Here is a 19,495-nt window from a genome sequence, read left to right as displayed (position 1 = left end):
CTAATCGGGTGACGGAGGGCTTTAGTCGACATTTCTGTCCTGTTGTCACCTTGACGGGTGACGGGCACCACCCTACTTTCGCTGGCTAAGTAACAAAGTTTGTTACGGCCGATTCGTAAGTGGGGACTGTGTGGCGGTGACGGAATCCGGGCGGCTCGACCCAGTCAGCCCCCGTACGGCGAACCTCGCCGCGCTCCTGCGGGCGTTGCGCGAGGGGCCGCTCTCGCGCACCCAGCTCGCGGCACGCTGCGGGCTCACCAAGGCGGCCGTCTCCGGGTTGATCACCGAGCTGTCCGAACGCGGTCTCGTCCGCTCCGCCGGACTCCAGGGCGGCGGCAACGGCAGGCCCAGCCAGCTGGTCGAGCTGAACGGCGCCAGCGCGTGCGGGCTCGCGCTCAGCGTCGAGGCCGACCGTTTCGCCGCCGTCGTCACGAATCTCGACGGCCGCGTGGTCTCCGAGCGCACCGAGACCGCCGACGTCGCCGCGCTCGGGCTGCACCGGAGCATGGACGAACTCGCCTTCCTCGCCCGGACCGTGCTGCTCGACGGCCGGCCGGTCGGGGTCACCGTTTCGGTTCCCGGCCTGGTCGATTCGGCCGCCGCCGTCCTCCGGTTCGCGCCGACCCTGCGCTGGCGCGACGCCGAGATCGCCGATCTCCTCGCCGCCCGGCTCGGCCTGCCGGTCGAGGCCATCACGGTCGACAACGAGGCCAACCTCGGCGCGGTCGGCGAGGCCGTCGCCGGGGTCGGAAAAGGCGTGCGGGAGCTCTTCTACCTCAGCGGCGGCACGGGTGTCGGCGGCGGGCTCGTGTCCGGTGGCGCGATTTTGCGCGGTGCCAGGGGTTTCGCGGGCGAGGTCGGGCACATCACGGTCGATCCGTCGGGCGAGCAGTGCCCCTGCGGCCGGGTCGGCTGCCTGGAGACCAAGGCCGGGCTCAACGCCGTCCTGCGCGGCGCCGCCTCGCCGGGCGACCCGCTGCACGATCCCGCGCTCGGCGTCGACGGCCGGGTCGGGCTGCTCAAGCACCGCGTCCAGCGTGGTGACCAGCGCGCGGTCGCGGCGGTCTCGGAACTCGGGGTCGCGCTCGGCATCGCGGTGTCCACCGTGGTCGACGTACTCGACCCGGACCTCGTCGTCCTCGGCGGCTACTTCGCCGAACTGGGCGAGTGGCTGGTCGAGCCGGTGCGCCGCGAACTGTCCGCGCGTCCGCTCGGGCACGAGCCCGCCTGCCGCGTCGAGCCGTCGCCGCTGGGCACCACCGCCCCGCTGCGCGGCGCCGCGCATCTCGCCACCGAACGGCTTTTCGCCGATCCGACGCTAGTTCCCACCACGGCCGAGGAGGCTCCGGCATGACCTTGCTATCCGTCCGGGGGATCGTGAAGACGTTCCCCGGGGTGCGTGCGCTGGACGGGGTCGACTTCGACGTCGAACCCGGCGAGGTGCACTGCCTGCTCGGCCAGAACGGCGCGGGCAAGTCCACGCTGATCAAGACGCTCGCCGGAGCCCACCGGCCCGACGGCGGCGAGATCTTCTGGCAGGGCGAGCCGGTCACGCTGCCCTCACCGGTCGCCGCGCTGAAGATCGGCATCGCGACCATGTACCAGGAACTCGACCTGGTGCCCGGGCTTTCCGTGGCGGACAACATCTTCCTCGGCCGCGAGCGCGCGACGTTCGGGTTCACACGGATCAGCGAGTCCCGGAACAAGGCCGCGAAACTGATGGCGCGGCTCGGGCATCCCGAGATCGCGCCGTCGACCGAGGTCGGCAAGTTGTCCGCCGCCGGTCAGCAGCTGGTCTCGATGGCGCGGGCGCTCGCGTACGACGCGAAGCTGCTGGTGATGGACGAGCCCACCGCGGCGCTGGCGGGCGAAGAGGTCGACAACCTGTTCCGCATCGTCGGTGAGCTGACCGCCGAAGGCGTCGCGATCGTCTACATCTCCCACCGGCTCGAAGAACTGCGCCGGATCGGCCATCGCGTCACCGTGCTGAAGGACGGCAAGACGGTCTCCACCGGACTCGACGCCAAGGAGACGCCCACCTCCGACCTCGTCGCGCTGATGGCGGGCCGCAAGGTCGAAACCGTGTTCGGCCCGCGCCACCAGGAACACGTCGACCCGGACAACGAGGTCCTGAAGGTGGAGAACCTGACCACCGTCGGCGAGTTCGAGAACGTGAACTTCACCGTGCACGCCGGGGAGGTCGTCGGGATCGCGGGCCTCGTCGGTTCGGGCCGCAGCGAGCTGCTGGAGACGATCTTCGGCGCGCGCAAACAGGACACGGGTTCGGTGTCGGTCGACGGCGAACCCGTCCGGCCGGGCAGCGTGTCCGCGGCGGTCAAGGCCGGGATCGGGCTGGCGCCCGAGGAACGCAAGAGCCAGGGACTCCTGCTGGACCTGCCCGTCGTGCACAACGTGACCCTGGCGAGCCTGAGCAAGTACGCGACGTTCGGGTTCACCGAGCGGGGCAGGGAACTCGACGACGCCGGGGAAAGCCTGCGGCGTCTCGATCTCCGGCCCGCCGACCCGCACCGGATCATCCGCACGCTGTCCGGCGGCAACCAGCAGAAGGCGGTGCTGGCGCGCTGGCTGGTCCGCGGCTGCCGGGTCCTGCTGCTGGACGAGCCGACGCGCGGGGTCGACGTCGGCGCGCGGGCGGAGCTGTACCGGCTGATCGAGGAACTGGCCGCGACCGGCGTCGCGATCGTGCTCGTCAGCAGCGAGATCCCCGAGGTACTCGGCCTGTCCGACCGGGTGCTGGTGCTGCGTGAAGGACGTGTCCTGGCTGAAAAGCCGTCCGCGGAGCTGACAGAGGCGGAAGTGCTCGACGTGATTCTCGAAGGGAGTGCGGCGTGACCGACCAAGCCGAATCGGTGCGTACGGAGAGCGCCGTGGAACCTTTGCCCCCCAAGAAGACAGGGTTCAAGTTCACCGCCGATCCCCGGCTGCTCGGGCTGACCGGGGTGCTGGTGATCCTCTGCATCGTCGGCCAGGTGACCAGGCCCGACCAGTTCTTCACCGACGGCAACATCTCCACGATCCTGCGGCTCGCCGCGGCCATCGGGGTGGTCAGCGTCGGGATGACGTTCGTGATCATCGCCGGTGGTATCGACCTCTCGGTCGGGTCGATCGTGGCGCTGTCCAGTGTCTGGCTGACCACTTTGGCCACCCAGTCCTACGGCCCGTTCGTGATGATCCTTTGTGGACTCCTGGTCGGCCTCGGCTGCGGGTTGATCAACGGGATCCTGGTCTCCTACGGGAAGATCGTGCCGTTCATCGCCACACTGGCGATGTACGTCTCCGCCCGCGGCCTCGCGGAACGCATCAGCGGCCGCCGCACGCAGGTGGTGTCCGAAGCGGGCTTCCTGGACTTCTTCCGCGGTGACCTGCTCGGCATCCCGGTGCTGATCTGGATGTTCGCGCTGGTGTTCGCGATCGGCTGGGTGGTGCTGAACCGCACCACGTTCGGCCGCCGCACCTTCGCCGTCGGCGGCAACGCCGAGGCTTCGCGGCTGGCGGGCATCAACGTCAAACGGCACACCGCGCTCGTCTACGGCGTCGCCGGGCTGTGCTGCGGTATCGCCGCGCTGATGGTCGTCGCCCGCACCACCGCGGGTGCCTCGACCAACGGCATGCTCTACGAGCTCGACGCCATCGCGGCGGTCGTCATCGGCGGCACCCTGCTCACCGGTGGTCGCGGTTCGCTCATCGGCACGCTGATCGGCGTGCTGATCTTCACCGTGCTGTCCAACATCTTCACGCTCAACAACCTGGACACCGACATCCAGAACATCGCCAAGGGCGTGATCATCGTCCTGGCCGCGCTGCTGCAGTTCCGCTCCGTCAAGAAAACCAAGACGAGTACTTGATCACCGTGGATGGAGAGTCGTCATGACCGAACAATCCCTGCATCGCCGCCGTTTCCTGCTGGGAGGCGCGGCCGTCGGAGCGGGTGCGCTGCTGACCGCGTGCACCTCGAACGAGGCACCGGCGCAGAACAACGCGGCCAACGTGGCCAACGCCGGGGCGAACTCGCAGCCCGGAACCCCTGTCACCATCGGGTTTTCGGCGCCCGCCGCGGACCACGGCTGGATGGCGGCCATCACCAAGAACGCCCGCGCGCAGGCGCAGAAGTTCAGTGAGGTCACGCTCAACGCGACCGAGGGCACCAACGACGTCAACCAGCAGATCTCCCAGGTGGAGACCTTGATCAACGCCAAGGTCAACGTCCTGGTGATCCTGCCGTTCGACGGCAAGGCGCTGACCGCGGTCGGCCAGCAGGCGATGGACGCCGGTATCCAGGTGATCAACCTGGACCGCGTCTTCGACACCCCGCTGGCGTACCGCACCTGGATCGGCGGCGACAACTACCGCATGGGTGTCAACGCCGGCAACTACATCGCCCAGCAGATGAAGGCGAAGAACATCGCCAGCCCGGTGATCGGCGAGGTCGCGGGGATCGACTCGCTGCCGCTGACCCAGGAACGCAGCAAGGGTTTCAAGGACGCCTTGACCCGTCAGGGTTTCACGGTCGGACCGCGCGTCGCCGCGGAGTTCACGCCGGAGTCCGGTGAGAAGCAGACGTCGAACCTGCTGCAGTCGGCGTCCAAATTGGACGCTCTGTGGAACCACGACGACGACCAGGGTGTCGGCGTCATCGCGGCGATCAACAACGCCAACCGCAAGAACTTCCTGATGGTCGGCGGCGCGGGGTCGAAGAACGCGATGAACCTGATCAAGTCCGACGCCGAACCGCTGAAGGCCACGGTGCTCTACAGCCCGTCGATGGCGTCCTCGGCGATCTCGCTCGCGCGACTGCTCGGCCAGGGCAAGGGCGCCGGCGACTTCGCCGAGCACGAGATCCCCGCCGAGATCACCACGTACTCCGCGGTGGTCACCAAGGAGAACGTCGACAAGTACATGGACGTCGGCTTCGACTCGTAAGACCCGCGTACCCGACACGCAAGCGGAGACATAGGAGGGGTATTGAGCACGGCAACGGAAACGATCGGGATCGGCATGGTGGGCCACGCGTTCATGGGTGCGGTGCATTCGCACGCGTGGCGCAGCGTGCACCGGTTCTTCACGCCACCGCTGATCCCGCGACTCGCCGTGCTCGGCGGCCGTGACGAGGTGCGGGCGAAGGCCGCGGCGGAACGGTTCGGCTGGGAAGACGTCGAGACGGATTGGCGCGCGCTGATCGCCCGCGACGACGTCGACCTGGTCGACATCTGCACCCCGGGTGACAGCCATGCCGAGATCGCGATCGCCGCGCTCGAAGCGGGCAAGCACGTGCTGTGCGAGAAGCCGCTGGCCAACACCCTCGCCGAGGCCGAAGCGATGGCCGAGGCGGCGGCGAAGGCACGGGCCAACGGCGTCCGGTCGATGGTGGCGTTCAACTACCGCCGGGTGCCCGCGCTCGCGCACGCCAGGAAACTGGTCGCGAGCGGGGCGCTCGGCGAGATCCGCCACGTGCGGTCGGTCTACCTGCAGGACTGGCTGTCCGACGCCCAGGCGCCGATGACCTGGCGGCTGCACAAGGACAAGGCGGGCTCCGGCGCGCTGGGCGACCTCGGCGCGCACATCGTCGACGCCGCCCAGTTCGTCACCGGCGACACGATCACCGGGGTTTCCGCGTTGACGAACACCTTCGTCAAGGAGCGGCCGGACGGCGACGGCGGCACCGGGCAGGTCACGGTCGACGACACCGCGCTGTTCCTCGGCCGGTTCGCCGGCGGCGCGGTGGCGAGTTTCGAGGCGACCCGGTTCGCGCTGGGCCGCAAGAACGCGATGCGGCTGGAGATCAACGGGTCGAAGGCGAGCCTCGCGTTCGACTTCGAGTCGATGAACGAACTGTCCTTCTTCGACGGTGGCCAGCCGCCCACCGAGGCCGGGTTCCGCCGGATCCTGGTCACCGAACCCGAGCACCCGTACGTCGGGGTGTGGTGGCCGCCGGGTCACCTGCTCGGCTACGAGCACACCTTCACCAACGAGGTCGCCGATCTGCTCACCGCGATCGGCGAAGGCAAGGATCCCGAACCGTCCTTCGAGGACGGATTGCGGGTTCAGCAGGTCTTGGACGCGGTCGAGCGCAGCGCGTCCGACGAGGCGCGATGGACCACTGTGCCCGGCGTCACCGTGAAGGGGAGTAACTGAGGAGTAGATCCAGCCGAAAGTCGCATGACGGCTATCACTGCGACTTGGTTCGATCCGAAACATCCGACCATCGGAGGTTGGGGTTCTCGGGTTCTGGAAAGGTGGAGAAATGCCTGCTCACGAGCGTACGGGCATCTGGTTGATCGGGGCGAGGGGGTCTGTCGCCACTACCGCCGCGGTAGGGCTCCTCGCGCTGCGCGCGGGGGTCGCCGGCGGTGGCGGCTGTGTCACCGAGCTGCCCGCGTTCGCCGGGGTTCCGTTGCCGGGCTGGGACGATCTGGTCCTCGGCGGGCACGACATCGTGCACACCCCGCTGGAGAAGCGCGCCGAACAGCTGGCGCACGCCGGTGTCTTCGGGCACTCGGTGTTCTCCGCGGTCCGGTCCGGGCTGGCCGAGGTGGACGCCGAGATCCGCGACGGCTACCACCCGGCGACGCACACCGGTGCCCAGGCCGACGCGGCCGCCCGGCTCACGGCGGACATCCGGTCTTTCGCCGACCGGCACGACCTCGCGCGGGTCGTGGTGGTCAACGTGTCCTCCACCGAGGCCCCGTGCCCCCACCTGCCCGAACACGACGACCTCGACGCGCTCGAGGCGGCGCTCGCCGACCCGGCACGGGCGGTGCTCCCGTCGAGCTCCCTGTCGGCCTACGCGGCCTTGAAGGCGGGGAGCCCGTACGTCGAGTTCACGCCGTCCGCGGGGATCACCCTGCCCGCGCTGCGTGAGCTCGCCGAGCGGGAAGGCCTGCCGTACGCGGGCTGCGACGGCAAGACCGGCGAGACGCTGCTGCGCACCGTCCTCGCGCCGATGTTCAGCGCGCGGGCGCTGAAGGTCCGCTCCTGGGCGGGCACCAACCTGCTGGGCGGCGGCGACGGCGAGACCCTCGCCGACCCGGTGACCGCGAACAGCAAGCTGGAATCCAAGGCACGCGGGCTCGCTGCGTTGCTCGGCGAGGACGTCACCGCGCCGCTGCACATCGACAACGTGCCCGACCTCGGCGAGATCAAGACCGCGTGGGACCACGTGTCGTTCGAGGGTTTCCTCGGCGCGCGCATGAGCCTGCAGTTCACCTGGACCGGCTACGACTCCGCGCTCGCGGCGCCGCTGATCCTGGACCTGGCCCGGTTCGTCACCGCCGCGCACGCCGGCGGCCAGAGCGGCGCGCTGACCGAACTCGGCTTCTTCTTCAAGGATCCGCTGGGCAGCGACGAACACCGCTTCGCCGAGCAGACCGCCCGCCTGATCAGCTGGGCGGGAACCCTGTGAAGGCCTATGTGGAACTCGTCCGGGCGCCCGCGGCGCTGACGGTGCTCGGCGACACGGTCGCCGGATCCGCCGCGGCGGGGCTCAAGATGACCGGACGGCGGCTGCTGCTGCCGCTGTCCTCGGTCGCCTTCTACTGGGCCGGGATGGCCCTCAACGACTGGGCGGACCGGAAGCTCGACGCCGTGGAGCGGCCCGAGCGCCCGATCCCGTCCGGGCGGGTGAGCGCGGGCGCGGCGCTCACCACCGGTGCCGCGCTGACCGCCGCCGGACTCGGCCTGGCAGCGCTCGGCGGCGGCCGTCGGGCGATGCGCGTCGCGGTCCCGCTCGCGGCGTCGGTGTGGGCCTACGACACCGTGCTCAAACCGACCCCGGCCGGACCGGTGGCCATGGCGGCGTGCCGCACCCTCGATGTGCTGCTGGGTGCCGGTGATTCGCCGAAGAAGGCGGCGACCGCCGCGGCGGCGGTCGGCGTCCACACGCTCGGTGTCACCGCGCTCTCCACCGGGGAGGTCCACGGGGCGAACCCGGCGACCGCCCGGGCGGCCTTGGCCACCAGCTGCGCGGCGACAACGTTGGCATTGACCGGACCGGCCCGTGGGGGCTGGCATCGCGCCGCCTCGATGGCCGCCGGTTCGGGCTACGCGGGCCTGGTCGGCCGGGCGCAGGCGGACGCCGTCCGCGACCCGTCGGCGAAATCCGTGCGGTCGGCGACCAAGAACGGCATCCACGGCATGGTCCCGCTGCAGGCGGCGGTCACGGCGAAGGGCTCGGTACTGGGGGCGGCGCTGGTCGCGGCCGCGCTGCCGATCGCCCGCAAGCTGTCGAGGAAGGTGAGCCCCACATGACGTTCTCACTCGGATACGGCACCAACGGCTTCTCCAACCACCGCCTCGACGACGCGCTCGCGGTGATCGCCGACCTCGGCTACACCGGGGTGGCGCTGACCCTGGACCACGATCACCTCGACCCGTTCGCCGACGATCTGGCGCGGCAGGTCGACCATGTGGCCTCCCGGCTTTCGGCGCTCGGCCTGAACCGGGTCGTCATCGAGACCGGCGCGCGGTACCTGCTCGACCCGTGGCGCAAGCACTCGCCGACGCTGCTTTCGGACGACCCCGCGTTGCGGATCGACTTCCTGGCGCGAGCTTTGCAAATCGCCGGGGACCTCGGTGCGGACTGCGTGTCGTTCTGGTCCGGCGTGTCCACTGTGGACAACGATCTGGCCTGGTCGCGGTTGCGTGAAGGGGTCGCGGCGGTCCTGGAGCACGCCGCGCGGCTGAACGTGCGACTGGCGATGGAACCCGAGCCCGGCCACCTCGTGCAGCATCTGGGCCAGGTCCTGGACCTCCGCAAGGAACTCGGCGAACCGGATCTCTTCGGGGTCACGCTCGACGTCGGGCACTGTGTCGCGGTCGAGCCGGTGAACGCGGCCGAATGCGTCCGCCTCGCCGGTCCGCTGCTGTGGAACGTGCAGCTGGACGACATGCTGCCGAGGGTCCACGAGCATCTGGAGTTCGGCGACGGGCATCTGGATCTGCCGGGGACGCTCGCCGCGCTGGCGGAGATCGGCTACACCGGCCTGGCCGCGGTCGAACTGCCCCGGCACAGCCATGCCGCGCCGGACACCGCGCGCCGGGCCTTCGAGGCGCTCACCGCGGCGATGCCGCAGACGTGGCAGGCCAAGGCGGAACGCCGGATCCGGGAGAAGCCGTCGGTGATCGGCTCGATCTTCCCGGCCGTCGGCCGCGAGGTCGGTCGTGAGGCGCTGCGCCCGGACACCGATCCGCAGGGTCTGGTCCACGGCACGGTCGACGACCGGGCACGGGTCCGGCTCGTGTCGGTGCTGGCCGACGTCCTCGACGACGCGGCGCTGGCCGCGGAACTACGCGATCTCTACCGCTACGGCGACGACGCCGAGCGGCGCGGGGTCCTGCGGGCGCTCTCCGCGCTGAAGTCGCCAGGGGCCGAAGTCACCGATGCCGGGATCAAGCTGGTCGAGGACGCCTTGCGCGCCAACGACATCAGGCTGGTCGCCGCCGCGATGGGTGCCTTCGCCCGGTTCCTGGACGACCACACGTGGCGCCACGGCGTCCTCAAATGCGTCTTCGTCGGTGTGCCGCTGGCCGCCGTCGCGGACCTCACTTCCCGCGCGGACGACGAGCTGCGGAGAATGCTCGCCGATTTCGCCGACGAACGCAGGGCGGCCGGACGTGACGTACCCGCCGACGCCCTCGAACTCCTCAAGGAGAACTCAGTGGTCACCATCGGAAGTCCTCCGGGGGTCTCGACGGCCCAGCTTCCCGCTGGACGCACGGCCGCGAGGCCCGAGTACGACCCCGGTACGCGAACCTCGCGGCCGCACGCCCAGCGGAAACCTGGATCCGCCGAATACCCCCGAAGGACTTCCGATGGCAACCACTAAGCCAGTGCGTATCTTCGATCCCCACATCCACATGTCCTCCCGGACCACCGACGACTACGAAGCCATGTACGCGGCCGGTGTCCGCGCGCTGGTCGAACCCGCGTTCTGGCTGGGGCAGCCGCGTACCAGCGTCGGCTCGTACACCGACTACTTCGACGCGCTCATCGGCTGGGAACGGTTCCGCGCCGCGCAGTTCGGCATCCGGCACCACTGCACGATCGCGCTGAACCCCAAGGAGGCCAACGACCCCCGCTGCCGCGAGGTGCTCGACGTGCTCCCGAGGTACCTGGCGAAGGACGGCGTGGTAGCGGTCGGCGAGGTCGGCTACGACTCGATGACCAAGGAAGAGGACGAGGTCTTCGCCCAGCAGCTGGCGATGGCGCTGGAACACGACCTTCCGGTTCTGGTGCACACCCCGCACCGCGACAAGCTGGAAGGCACCAAGCGCACGCTCGACGTCGTGCGCGAGGCCGGCGTCGCGCCGGAGCGCGTGGTCGTCGACCACCTCAACGAGGTCACCGTCAAGCTGGTCAAGGATTCCGGCGCCTGGATGGGTTTCTCCATCTACCCAGACACCAAGATGGACGAACACCGGATGGTCGAGATCCTGCGCCAGTATGGGCTGGACCAAATGATCGTGAACTCGGCCGCCGACTGGGGCCGGTCCGATCCGCTGAAAACCGCCAAGACCGGGCAGGCGATGCTCGACGGCGGGTTCACCGAGGCCGACGTCGACAAGGTGCTGTGGCAGAACCCGGTCGACTTCTACGGGCTCAGCGGCAGGCTCACGCTCGACCCGCTGCCCGGGTTCACCGGCGAGGCCGTGACGTTCGAGGGCAACTCGGTGCTGCGAGGTGCCCGCAAATGATCTCCTACTGCACGAACGTCCACCCCGCTGAAGACGTCGACGGCATCGTCGCGCAGCTGGAGCGGTACGCGCTCCCCGTGCGTGAGCGGCTGGGCGCCGATCGGCTCGGCGTCGGGCTGTGGCTTTCCGCGCCGGTCGCGCGCGGGCTCGCCGAAGACGCCGAGGCGCGCAAGCGTTTCCGTGCCGAACTCGACGCCCGCGGGCTGTCGGTGTACACGCTCAACGCCTTCCCGTACGGCGGTTTCCACGACGACGTCGTCAAGCACGCGGTCTACCGTCCTGAGTGGACACACCCGGACCGGGTCGCCTACACGATCGACTGCGTGAACGTGTTGTCCGACCTCCTCGCCGGGGATGCTTCTTACGGCAGCATATCCACGCTGCCGTTGGCTTGGCGTGAACCGTGGGGCGAACAGGACGACCGGCGAGCGATCGAGTCCTTCGCCGAGGTCGTCCGCGCGATCGGTGACCGGCCGATCAAACTGGCCGTCGAACCCGAACCCGGCTGCGTGCTCGACACGGTGGCCGACGCGCTGGGCTGGCTGTCCGGCCGCGTCGACCCGGAGTATGTCGGGCTGTGCCTGGACACCTGTCACCTCGCGGTGTCGTTCGCCGATCCGACGGAGACGCTCAGGGCGATCGCGGAGTCCGATGTGGACATCGTGAAGGTGCAGGCTTCCGCCGCGTTGCACGTCGAAGATCCCGCCGAAGCCCGTGACGCGTTGGCGGCGTTCGCGGAACCGCGATACCTGCACCAGGTCCGAGAGTTTTCGGGTGGTGTCGTGCGCAAGGCCGACGACCTGCCCGAGGCGTGGACCGACCTGCCGGGGGAGGGGCCGTGGCGCGTGCACTTCCACATGCCGCTGCACCAGGCGCCGGCCGCGCCGCTGTCCACCACGACCGACGTCCTGCGCACGGTCGCCGCCGGGCTGCCCGGCGAACCGCATATCGAAGTCGAGACCTACACCTGGAGCGTGCTCCCGGACGCGGGCGACCTCGTCGGCGGGATCGCCGCGGAACTCGAATGGGCACAGGCGAACCTCGTCAAGGAAGGGGCTTCCGCGTGAAACCCTTGGTCGTCATCGACGTCGTCGGGCTGACCCCGAAGGCGTTGCGGGACATGCCGAAACTGTCCGCCGTCGCCCGCGACGGCTGGCAGGCCGAACTGGGCACGGTGCTGCCAGCGGTCACCTGCAGCGCGCAGTCGACGTTCCTCACCGGGCTCATGCCCGCGCAGCACGGGATCGTCGGCAACGGCTGGTACTTCCGCGAGCTCGGCGAGATCTTCCTGTGGCGCCAGCACAACCGGCTCGTCGGCGGCGAGAAGCTGTGGGAGACCGCGCGAGCGGCGCACCCCGGCTACACGTCGGCGAACGTGTGCTGGTGGTACGCGATGGGGATGAGCACCGACGTCACGGTGACCCCGCGGCCGATCTACCATGCCGACGGCCGCAAGTCGCCGGACGCCTACGTGCGCCCGCCGGAACTGCACGATCAGCTGACCGGTGCGCTGGGGGAGTTCCCGCTCTTCCAGTACTGGGGCCCGACGGCGTCGCTCAAATCGAGCAAGTGGGTGATCGGGGCGTCGCGGCAGATCCTGCGGGAGAAGCGACCGGATCTGCTGCTGACCTACGTCCCGCATCTCGACTACGACCTGCAGCGCTTCGGCCCCGACGCGCCGCAGGCACGGCAGGCCGCGCGGGAACTGGACAACGCGCTGGCGCCGTTGCTCGATGACGCCCGCAACGCCGGGGCGACCGTGGTGGCGCTCAGCGAGTACGGGATCACCAACGTGCACCGGCCGGTCGACATCAACCGGGCACTGCGGCGCGAGGGTCTGCTGGAGGTCTACACCCAGGCGGGCATGGAGTACCTCGACCCGTGGGCATCGCGTGCGTTCGCCGTCGCCGACCACCAGGTCGCGCACGTCTACGTCCGCGATTCCGCTGATCTCGAGCGGGTGCGGTCGATCGTGGGCGAGCTGACCGGTGTCGACGAGGTCCTCGACCGTGAGGCGCAGGCCAAGTACGGGATCGACCACGAACGCGCGGGCGAACTCGTCGCGGTCGCCGATCCGGACTCGTGGTTCACCTACTACTACTGGCTCGACGACGCGCGGAAGCCCGACTTCGCACGCGGCGTCGAGATCCACCGCAAACCGGGTTACGACCCCGCCGAGCTGTTCTTCGACCCGGAGGACAAGTTCGCCAAGGCGCGGGCCGGGCTCAACCTGGCGAAGAAGTTCGCCGGGCTCCGGTACGCGATGGACGTCGTCCCGACCGATCCGCGCTGGGTGCGCGGCTCGCACGGACGGCTGCCCGATTCCACAGAGGACGGTCCGGTGTTGCTGTGCTCGGATCCGGCCTTCGAACCGTCCGGTCGTGTGGGGGCCACTGACGTACATCCGCTTTTGTTGTCGCTGCAGGGACTGAAGTAGAGGCGGTGGCGGGGGTGCTGAGGCCGGTGCGTGTCGCGAAAGCCACTTTCGCGACGTCTGATGTCCCGAAAGTGGCTTTCGGGACATGGTCGCCCGCCCCCGCCGCCACCGACGTTGCGAAAGCCACTTTCGCAACCTTCAACGTTGCGAAAGTGGCTTTCGCAACACCTCGGCTCGGCTCCGGGCCGGCGAGCTGACCCACTCCAGAAAGGAAAGCTCCACCAACGCAAGTCCTTCCTTGATCGCCGCCGCTCATCGAAAGGATCGCCACTGCTATGTCTTTGAAACGACGACTGGGTGTGCTCGTCACATCCATGGTCACGGCTTTGACAGGCGTCGCGCTACCGATGCAGACCGCATCGGCGCACGAAGCGGCCACGGTGCTCGTGTTCTCCAAGACCGCGGGCTTCCGGCACGATTCGATCCCCGACGGGATCAAGGCGATCAAGGATTTGGGGGCACAGAACCACTTCGCGGTGGAGGCCACCGAGGACGCGGCGGCCTTCACCGACGCGAACCTCAAGCGGTTCAACGCGGTGGTCTGGCTTTCCACCACCGGTGACGTGCTGAACGCGGACCAGCAGGCCGCGTTCGAGCGGTACGTGAAGGGAGGCGGCGGGTACGTGGGCGTGCACGCCGCCTCCGACACCGAGTACGACTGGCCCTGGTACGGCGAGCTGGTCGGGGCGTACTTCAAGTCCCATCCGCAGATCCAGCAGGCGAACGTCAAGGTCGAAGACCACGAGCACGTGTCCACTGTGGATCTGCCGGAGACGTGGCCGCGCACCGACGAGTGGTACAACTACCGCGAGAACCCGCGCAGCAACGTCCATGTGCTCGCGAGCCTGGACGAGAAGAGCTACCAGCCCGGTGACGGCGCGATGGGCGATCACCCGATCGCCTGGTGCCACGAGAACTCCGGCGGCCGCTCCTGGTACACCGGCGGCGGGCACACCAAGGCCTCCTACGCCGAGCCGGCCTTTCTCAAGCATCTGGCCGGCGGCATCAAGTACGCCACCAAACTGAGCGAGGCGGGCTGCGCCAAGGAGACCCAGGAAGACCCGGTCGACGCGGACTTCGACCAGATCACCCTGGCCAAGGGCGAGGAGAAGACCGGCGAGCCGATCGCGCTTTCCGTGCTGCCCAACCGCGACGTCCTGCACACTTCGCGCGACGGCCGCGTCTGGTACACCAGCTCGTCGGCGACGACGTCGCTGGCCGGGCAGATCCCCGTCTACAACCACGACGAGGACGGTCTTCAGGGTGTCGCCATCGACCCGGACTTCGCCAAGAACCGCTGGGTCTACCTGTACTACGCGCCCAAGCTGAACACCCCGGCCGGTGACGCGCCGGAGAACGGCACCCCCGCCGACTTCGAGCCGTTCAAGGGTTACAACCAGCTCTCGCGGTTCAAGCTGGGCACCGACAACAAACTCGACCTCACGAGCGAGCAGAAGATCCTCCAGGTCCCGGCCGAACGCGGCATCTGCTGCCACGCCGGTGGCGAGATCGACTTCGACGCCAAGGGCAACCTCTATCTGTCCACAGGGGACGATTCCAACCCGTTCGCCTCCGACGGTTTCACCCCGATCGACGAACGCGCCGACCGCAACCCGGTGTACGACGCGCAGCGCACCTCGGCCAACACCAACGATCTGCGCGGCAAGGTGCTGAGGATCAAGGTCGGCGCGGGAGGCAAGTACACGATCCCCAAGGGCAACCTGTTCCCCAAGGGCACGGCCAAGACCAAGCCCGAGATCTACGCGATGGGCTTCCGCAACCCGTTCCGCTTCGCCGTCGACCGCAAGACCGGCTGGATCCACCTGGCCGACTACGGTCCCGACGCCGGCGCGGCCGACCCGAAGCGCGGTCCCGGCGGCACGGTCGAGTTCAACCTGATCAAGAAGCCCGGCAACTTCGGCTGGCCGTACTGCGTCGGCGACAACCTGCCGTTCATCGACTACGACTTCGCCACCAAGCAGTCCGGCGCGGCCTTCGACTGCGCGAAGCCGAAGAACACCAGTCCGCGCAACACCGGCCTGACCGATCTGCCGCCGGTGGAGAAGGCGTGGATCCCCTACGACGGCGGTTCGCTGCCCGAGTTCGGCACCGGCCCCGAGTCGCCGATGGGTGGCCCCGTCTACCAGTTCGACGCGAAGAACCCGTCGCAGACGAAGTTCCCGGAGTACTTCAACGGCAAGACCTTCGCCTACGAATGGGAACGCGGCTGGATCAAGGAGATCACCGTCGGCGCGAACGGTGAACGCGGCGCCATCAAGCCGTTCTTCGACTCGATGGACCTCGTCCGCCCGATGAACCTCGAGTTCGGCCCGGACGGCGCGCTCTACGTCCTCGACTACGGCACCGGCTACTTCGGCGGTTCCAAGGAATCCGCCGTCTACCGCATCGACTACACCAAGGGCCGCCGCACCCCGGTCGCCCAGGTGGCCGCGGACAAGACGTCCGGCCAAGCCCCGCTGACCGTCAAGTTCGACCCGGCCGGGACGAACGACCCCGACGGCGGCGCGCTCACCTACGCCTGGGACTTCGACGGGAACGGCACGACCGATTCCACCGAGGCCACCCCGGTTTCCCACACCTACGCCGCGAACGGCCAGTACACGGCGAAGCTGTCGGTCACCGACTCCACCGGGCTGACCGGTTCGGCGAGCGTGGTGGTCACCGTCGGCAACACCGCGCCGGTGGTCACGCTGAAGACTCCGGTCAACGGCAGTGTGTTCAGCTTCGGCGACATGGTCCCGTTCAAGGTCGAGGTGACGGACGCCGAGGACGACCCGATCGACTGCTCCAAGGTGACCGTCGAATACATCCTCGGCCACGAGGGCCACGGGCATCCGCTGAGCCGCGCGACCGGTTGTGAAGGCACCATCGCCACGCCCGCCGACGAAGGACACGGCGCGGACGCCAACGTCTTCGGCGTCATCAACGCCAGCTACACCGACAACGGCGGAAACGGCGTGCCCGCGCTCACCGGCGAGGCGGAATCCATCCTGCAGCCCAAGCTGAAGCAGGCCGAGTTCTACACCCAGTCCAGCGGGATCGAGGTCGTCGCGCACGCCGGCGCCAGTGGCGGGAAACGCGTCGGCCACATCGAATCCGGCGACTGGATCAAATTCGACCCGGTGAACCTCGTGGGTGTCAGCGGCATCGGCTACCGGGTCTCGTCCGGCGGCGCGGGCGGCACGATCGAGGTCCACTCGGGCGCGGTGGACGGACCGCTGGTCCAGACGGTCACCGTCGCCAACACCGGCGGCTGGGACACCTACGCCGACATCCCGGCTTCCGCCATCACCGACCCCGGCGGCACCGGCCCGTTGTTCCTCGTGTTCAAGGGCGGTTCCGGCGGCTTGTTCGACGTAGACGCGATCACCTTCGAGGAGAACCGATGAGCCGTCCGATCACCCTGTTCACCGGCCAGTGGGCGGATCTCCCGTTCACCGAGGTGTGCAGGCTGGCCAGTGAATGGGGCTACGACGGCCTCGAAATCGCGTGTTCCGGCGACCACTTCGAGGTCGACCGCGCACTGTCCGAAGAGGACTACGTGCCCGGACGCCTCAAGCTGCTCGCCGAGCACGGCCTCAAGGTGTGGGCGATTTCCAACCACCTCGTCGGCCAGGCCATCTGCGACGACCCGATCGACGAACGCCACCAGGCCATCATCCCCGCCCGGGTGTGGGGCGATGGTGAGCCCGAAGGCGTCCGGCAGCGGGCGGCGAAGGAGATGGCCGACACCGCCCGTGCGGCGGCGAAACTCGGCGTGGACACGGTGATCGGCTTCACCGGCTCGAAGACCTGGAAGTACGTCGCCATGTTCCCGCCGGTCTCGCAGGCGGTCATCGACGACGGCTACCAGGACTTCGCGGACCGGTGGAACCCGATCCTCGACGTCTTCGACGAGGTGGGCGTGCGGTTCGCCCACGAGGTCCACCCGTCGGAGATCGCTTACGACTACTGGACAACGAAACGTGCGCTCGAAGCTGTCGGCGACCGTCCGGCATTCGGGCTGAATTGGGATCCTTCGCATTTCATCTGGCAGGACCTCGACCCGGTCGGCTTCATCCTCGACTTCGCCGACCGGATCTACCACGTGGACTGCAAGGACACCAGGAAGCGGTTCGACGGACGGAACGGACGGCTCGGCTCGCATCTCCCCTGGGGAGATCCCCGACGCGGCTGGGACTTCGTTTCGACCGGGCACGGCGACGTGCCCTGGGAGGACTGTTTCCGCGCACTGAATTCGATCGGCTACGCCGGTCCGATCTCGGTGGAGTGGGAGGACGCCGGCATGGACCGGCTCCGGGGCGCGGCGGAGGCCGTGACCTTTCTGCGGGGGCTCCTGTTCGACAAGCCGTCGGCGGCCTTCGACGCGGCTTTCAGCAACCAGAAGTGAGGGCGGTTTCATGTGCGGTGAAGAAGCTGAGCAGTTCCACTCTCGACGGGCGCTCCTGCGCGGGGCGGCGACGGCGGCGGTCGCGGTCGGCGCGGCGGTAGCCCTGCCGGGCGTGGCCAGTGCGGCCACCGAGGCGGAGACCCAGGGATCCGGCCACCACGGACGGGGCCGGGTCCCGGTGGAGAAGATCAGCATCCAGCTCTACTCCCTGCGCACCGCGCTGCAGGCCGATCTGCCGGGAACCCTGTCCGCGCTGGCGGACATCGGCTACCGGAAGGTCGAACTGGCGGGCACCTACGGCCGCACGGCCGAGGAGTTCCGCGGTCTGCTGGACAAGAACCACATCAAGGCGACGTCCACCCACGTCGGCATCGACGGCGACCTCGACAAGACCATCGCGGACGCGAAGGTCCTCGGGAACACCCGCGCCAACGTGCCGTGGGCGAATTTCGACACCATCGACGGCTGGAAGCAGTTCGCCGGCCGGATGGACGCGGCCGCACGGAAGTTCCGCCAGGCCGGTATCCCGCTCGGCTACCACAACCACGCGCACGAGTTCGCGGCCATCGACGGCGTGCGCCCGTACGACGTGCTGACCAGGAACACGAACCCGCGGTACGTGCACCTGGAGATCGACCTGTTCTGGGCGGTGGAAGGCGGGATGGACCCGGTTTCGCTGTACCGGCAGCACTGTCCGCGCGTGGTGCAGTACCACGTCAAGGACCGGACCGCGGCGGGCGAGATGGTCGACCCCGGCAAGGGCGTCATCGACTTCCCGCGCATCTTCCGCCACACCCGTCCCCATCTCGCCGAGTACATCGTCGAGCACGACAACCCCACGGATCCCCTGAGCACCGCCCAGACCGGATTCACCTATCTCCGTAACGTCCGCTTCTAGCTGGGGAATCCACAATGGACAACAAGAAACGCGGGCTGTCCCGCAGATCGATGCTCGCGGGCACCGCGGCCGGGGTGATCGCCCCGGTCGTGGTGTCGGCCAGCGCCGGTTCGGCACCGGCCGCCGCGGCCGGGATGACCCGCAACATCACCGTCTACGCCGACTACGTTCCCGGCACGACCCGGGTCGGTTACGGGCTCGAGCCCGGCAAACCGACGATCCCCGGGCCCCTCCTGGAGTGCTACGAGGGTGACACGCTGGTGATCGAGCTGGTCAACAACACCGACCAGCGCCTCTCGATCCATCCGCACGGCGTCAACTACGACACCAAATCCGACGGCTCGCCGTTCAACGATTCCTTCAACAAGCCCTACGAGACCAAGACCTACACCTGGAAGACCCGGACGGCGTATCAGGCGGCCAACGGTTTCTGGATGCCCGGCAGCGCGGGGTACTGGCACTACCACGACCACGCGTTCGGCGGCGACCACGGCACCGCGGGCCTGATGAAGGGGCTCTACGGCGGCCTGATCGTGCGCAGGCGCGGGGATCTGCTGCCCAGCAAGCAGTTCACCGTCGTGTTCACCGAAATGTGGATCAACCACCAGGTCGCCCCGAACACGCCGATCTTCGAGGCGAACCTCGGCGAACGCGTCGAGTTCATCTGCATCGGGCACGGCAACCTGATGCACACCTTCCACCTGCACGCGCACCGCTGGGCGGACACCCGCACCGGCATGCTCACCAGCGCGACCGACAACGCCCCCATCCTCGACAACAAGACCCTGGACCCCGGCAACTCCTTCGGGTTCCAGGTGATCGCCGGTGACGGCGTCGGGCCGGGCGCGTGGATGTACCACTGCCACGTCCAGCAGCACTCGGACGACGGCATGTCCGGGGTGTTCCTGGTCCGCAACGCCGACGGCGGGATGCCCGCGGGCGCCCAGGAGGCGATCGACCGCTTCAAGGGGCACCAGCACACCACCACGTCCACGCCGAACGCCACCGGCGCCTCGGCCCACCACCACTAGTCTTGAAA

Annotated in this window: 15 protein-coding genes; all 15 read left to right on the top strand. The window is 68.7% G+C overall.

Going from position 1 to position 19,495, the window contains the following annotated elements:
- Window positions 1-136: 136 nt before the first annotated feature.
- The 15 genes from AMK34_RS32590 (at window position 137) to AMK34_RS32520 (ending at window position 19,487) form a co-directional block, all read left to right on the top strand.
- Complete coding sequence (locus tag AMK34_RS32590; protein ID WP_228694674.1) at window positions 137-1,354, top strand: ROK family protein; 1,218 nt, start codon at window positions 137-139, stop codon at window positions 1,352-1,354.
- Window positions 1,351-2,853, top strand: a complete 1,503-nt coding sequence (locus AMK34_RS32585) for a sugar ABC transporter ATP-binding protein (protein WP_063273992.1) — start codon at window positions 1,351-1,353, stop codon at window positions 2,851-2,853. Before AMK34_RS32590 ends, AMK34_RS32585 begins: the two co-directional genes overlap by 4 nt.
- Before the next feature lie 35 nt (window positions 2,854-2,888).
- Entirely contained in the window at window positions 2,889-3,866 is a 978-nt protein-coding gene (locus AMK34_RS32580; RefSeq protein WP_228694672.1) for an ABC transporter permease, read from the top strand.
- A gap of 22 nt (window positions 3,867-3,888) precedes the next feature.
- Window positions 3,889-4,941: a substrate-binding domain-containing protein gene (locus tag AMK34_RS32575; protein WP_038518486.1), complete on the top strand. Its 1,053-nt coding sequence runs from the start codon at window positions 3,889-3,891 to the stop codon at window positions 4,939-4,941.
- A gap of 42 nt (window positions 4,942-4,983) precedes the next feature.
- Complete coding sequence (locus AMK34_RS32570; protein WP_073847904.1) at window positions 4,984-6,153, top strand: Gfo/Idh/MocA family protein; 1,170 nt, start codon at window positions 4,984-4,986, stop codon at window positions 6,151-6,153.
- A 109-nt stretch (window positions 6,154-6,262) separates the two neighbouring features.
- Complete coding sequence (locus AMK34_RS32565) at window positions 6,263-7,420, top strand: inositol-3-phosphate synthase (protein WP_073847903.1); 1,158 nt, start codon at window positions 6,263-6,265, stop codon at window positions 7,418-7,420.
- Window positions 7,417-8,265 carry an SCO3242 family prenyltransferase gene (locus AMK34_RS32560; RefSeq protein ID WP_038518478.1) on the top strand — a complete coding sequence of 283 codons (849 nt, stop codon included), beginning with the start codon at window positions 7,417-7,419 and terminating at the stop codon, window positions 8,263-8,265. Before AMK34_RS32565 ends, AMK34_RS32560 begins: the two co-directional genes overlap by 4 nt.
- Complete coding sequence (locus AMK34_RS32555) at window positions 8,262-9,842, top strand: EboA domain-containing protein (RefSeq protein WP_241832913.1); 1,581 nt, start codon at window positions 8,262-8,264, stop codon at window positions 9,840-9,842. The genes AMK34_RS32560 and AMK34_RS32555 overlap by 4 nt, the downstream gene beginning before the upstream one ends.
- A gap of 4 nt (window positions 9,843-9,846) precedes the next feature.
- Window positions 9,847-10,710: a TatD family hydrolase gene (locus AMK34_RS32550; RefSeq protein ID WP_037346221.1), complete on the top strand. Its 864-nt coding sequence runs from the start codon at window positions 9,847-9,849 to the stop codon at window positions 10,708-10,710.
- Complete coding sequence (eboE, locus tag AMK34_RS32545) at window positions 10,707-11,777, top strand: metabolite traffic protein EboE (protein WP_073847902.1); 1,071 nt, start codon at window positions 10,707-10,709, stop codon at window positions 11,775-11,777. The genes AMK34_RS32550 and eboE overlap by 4 nt, the downstream gene beginning before the upstream one ends.
- Window positions 11,774-13,147, top strand: coding sequence for an alkaline phosphatase family protein (locus AMK34_RS32540; protein WP_073847901.1), 1,374 nt, complete (start codon window positions 11,774-11,776; stop codon window positions 13,145-13,147). The genes eboE and AMK34_RS32540 overlap by 4 nt, the downstream gene beginning before the upstream one ends.
- 314 nt (window positions 13,148-13,461) lie before the next feature.
- A complete protein-coding gene (locus AMK34_RS32535; RefSeq protein ID WP_073847900.1) occupies window positions 13,462-16,557 on the top strand; it encodes a ThuA domain-containing protein in 3,096 nt (1,031 codons plus the stop codon).
- The gene (locus AMK34_RS32530) at window positions 16,554-17,558 is read left to right on the top strand and encodes a sugar phosphate isomerase/epimerase family protein (RefSeq protein ID WP_038518461.1); all 1,005 of its coding nucleotides are present in this window, start codon (window positions 16,554-16,556) and stop codon (window positions 17,556-17,558) included. Before AMK34_RS32535 ends, AMK34_RS32530 begins: the two co-directional genes overlap by 4 nt.
- A gap of 10 nt (window positions 17,559-17,568) precedes the next feature.
- Window positions 17,569-18,456, top strand: a complete 888-nt coding sequence (locus tag AMK34_RS32525) for a sugar phosphate isomerase/epimerase family protein (protein WP_038518458.1) — start codon at window positions 17,569-17,571, stop codon at window positions 18,454-18,456.
- Window positions 18,457-18,470: 14 nt separating this feature from the next.
- Window positions 18,471-19,487 carry a multicopper oxidase domain-containing protein gene (locus tag AMK34_RS32520; protein ID WP_038518455.1) on the top strand — a complete coding sequence of 339 codons (1,017 nt, stop codon included), beginning with the start codon at window positions 18,471-18,473 and terminating at the stop codon, window positions 19,485-19,487.
- Window positions 19,488-19,495: the final 8 nt, after the last annotated feature.

This window comes from Amycolatopsis sp. CB00013, assembly GCF_001905755.1.
Taxonomy (GTDB): Bacteria; Actinomycetota; Actinomycetes; order Mycobacteriales; family Pseudonocardiaceae; genus Amycolatopsis; species Amycolatopsis japonica.
Note: the sequence above shows the minus strand (reverse complement) of the source record. Positions and strands in the feature narration are given on the sequence as shown.

Bases quoted from the DNA above. Each gene is read 5' to 3' on its own strand.
- AMK34_RS32555 (WP_241832913.1), top strand. From the start codon at position 8,262: ATGACGTTCTCACTCGGATACGGCACCAACGGCTTCTCCAACCACCGC.
- AMK34_RS32575 (WP_038518486.1), top strand. From the start codon at position 3,889: ATGACCGAACAATCCCTGCATCGCCGCCGTTTCCTGCTGGGAGGCGCG.
- AMK34_RS32530 (WP_038518461.1), top strand. From the start codon at position 16,554: ATGAGCCGTCCGATCACCCTGTTCACCGGCCAGTGGGCGGATCTCCCG.
- eboE (WP_073847902.1), top strand. From the start codon at position 10,707: ATGATCTCCTACTGCACGAACGTCCACCCCGCTGAAGACGTCGACGGC.
- AMK34_RS32525 (WP_038518458.1), top strand. From the start codon at position 17,569: ATGTGCGGTGAAGAAGCTGAGCAGTTCCACTCTCGACGGGCGCTCCTG.
- AMK34_RS32565 (WP_073847903.1), top strand. From the start codon at position 6,263: ATGCCTGCTCACGAGCGTACGGGCATCTGGTTGATCGGGGCGAGGGGG.
- AMK34_RS32520 (WP_038518455.1), top strand. From the start codon at position 18,471: ATGGACAACAAGAAACGCGGGCTGTCCCGCAGATCGATGCTCGCGGGC.
- AMK34_RS32535 (WP_073847900.1), top strand. From the start codon at position 13,462: ATGGTCACGGCTTTGACAGGCGTCGCGCTACCGATGCAGACCGCATCG.
- AMK34_RS32585 (WP_063273992.1), top strand. From the start codon at position 1,351: ATGACCTTGCTATCCGTCCGGGGGATCGTGAAGACGTTCCCCGGGGTG.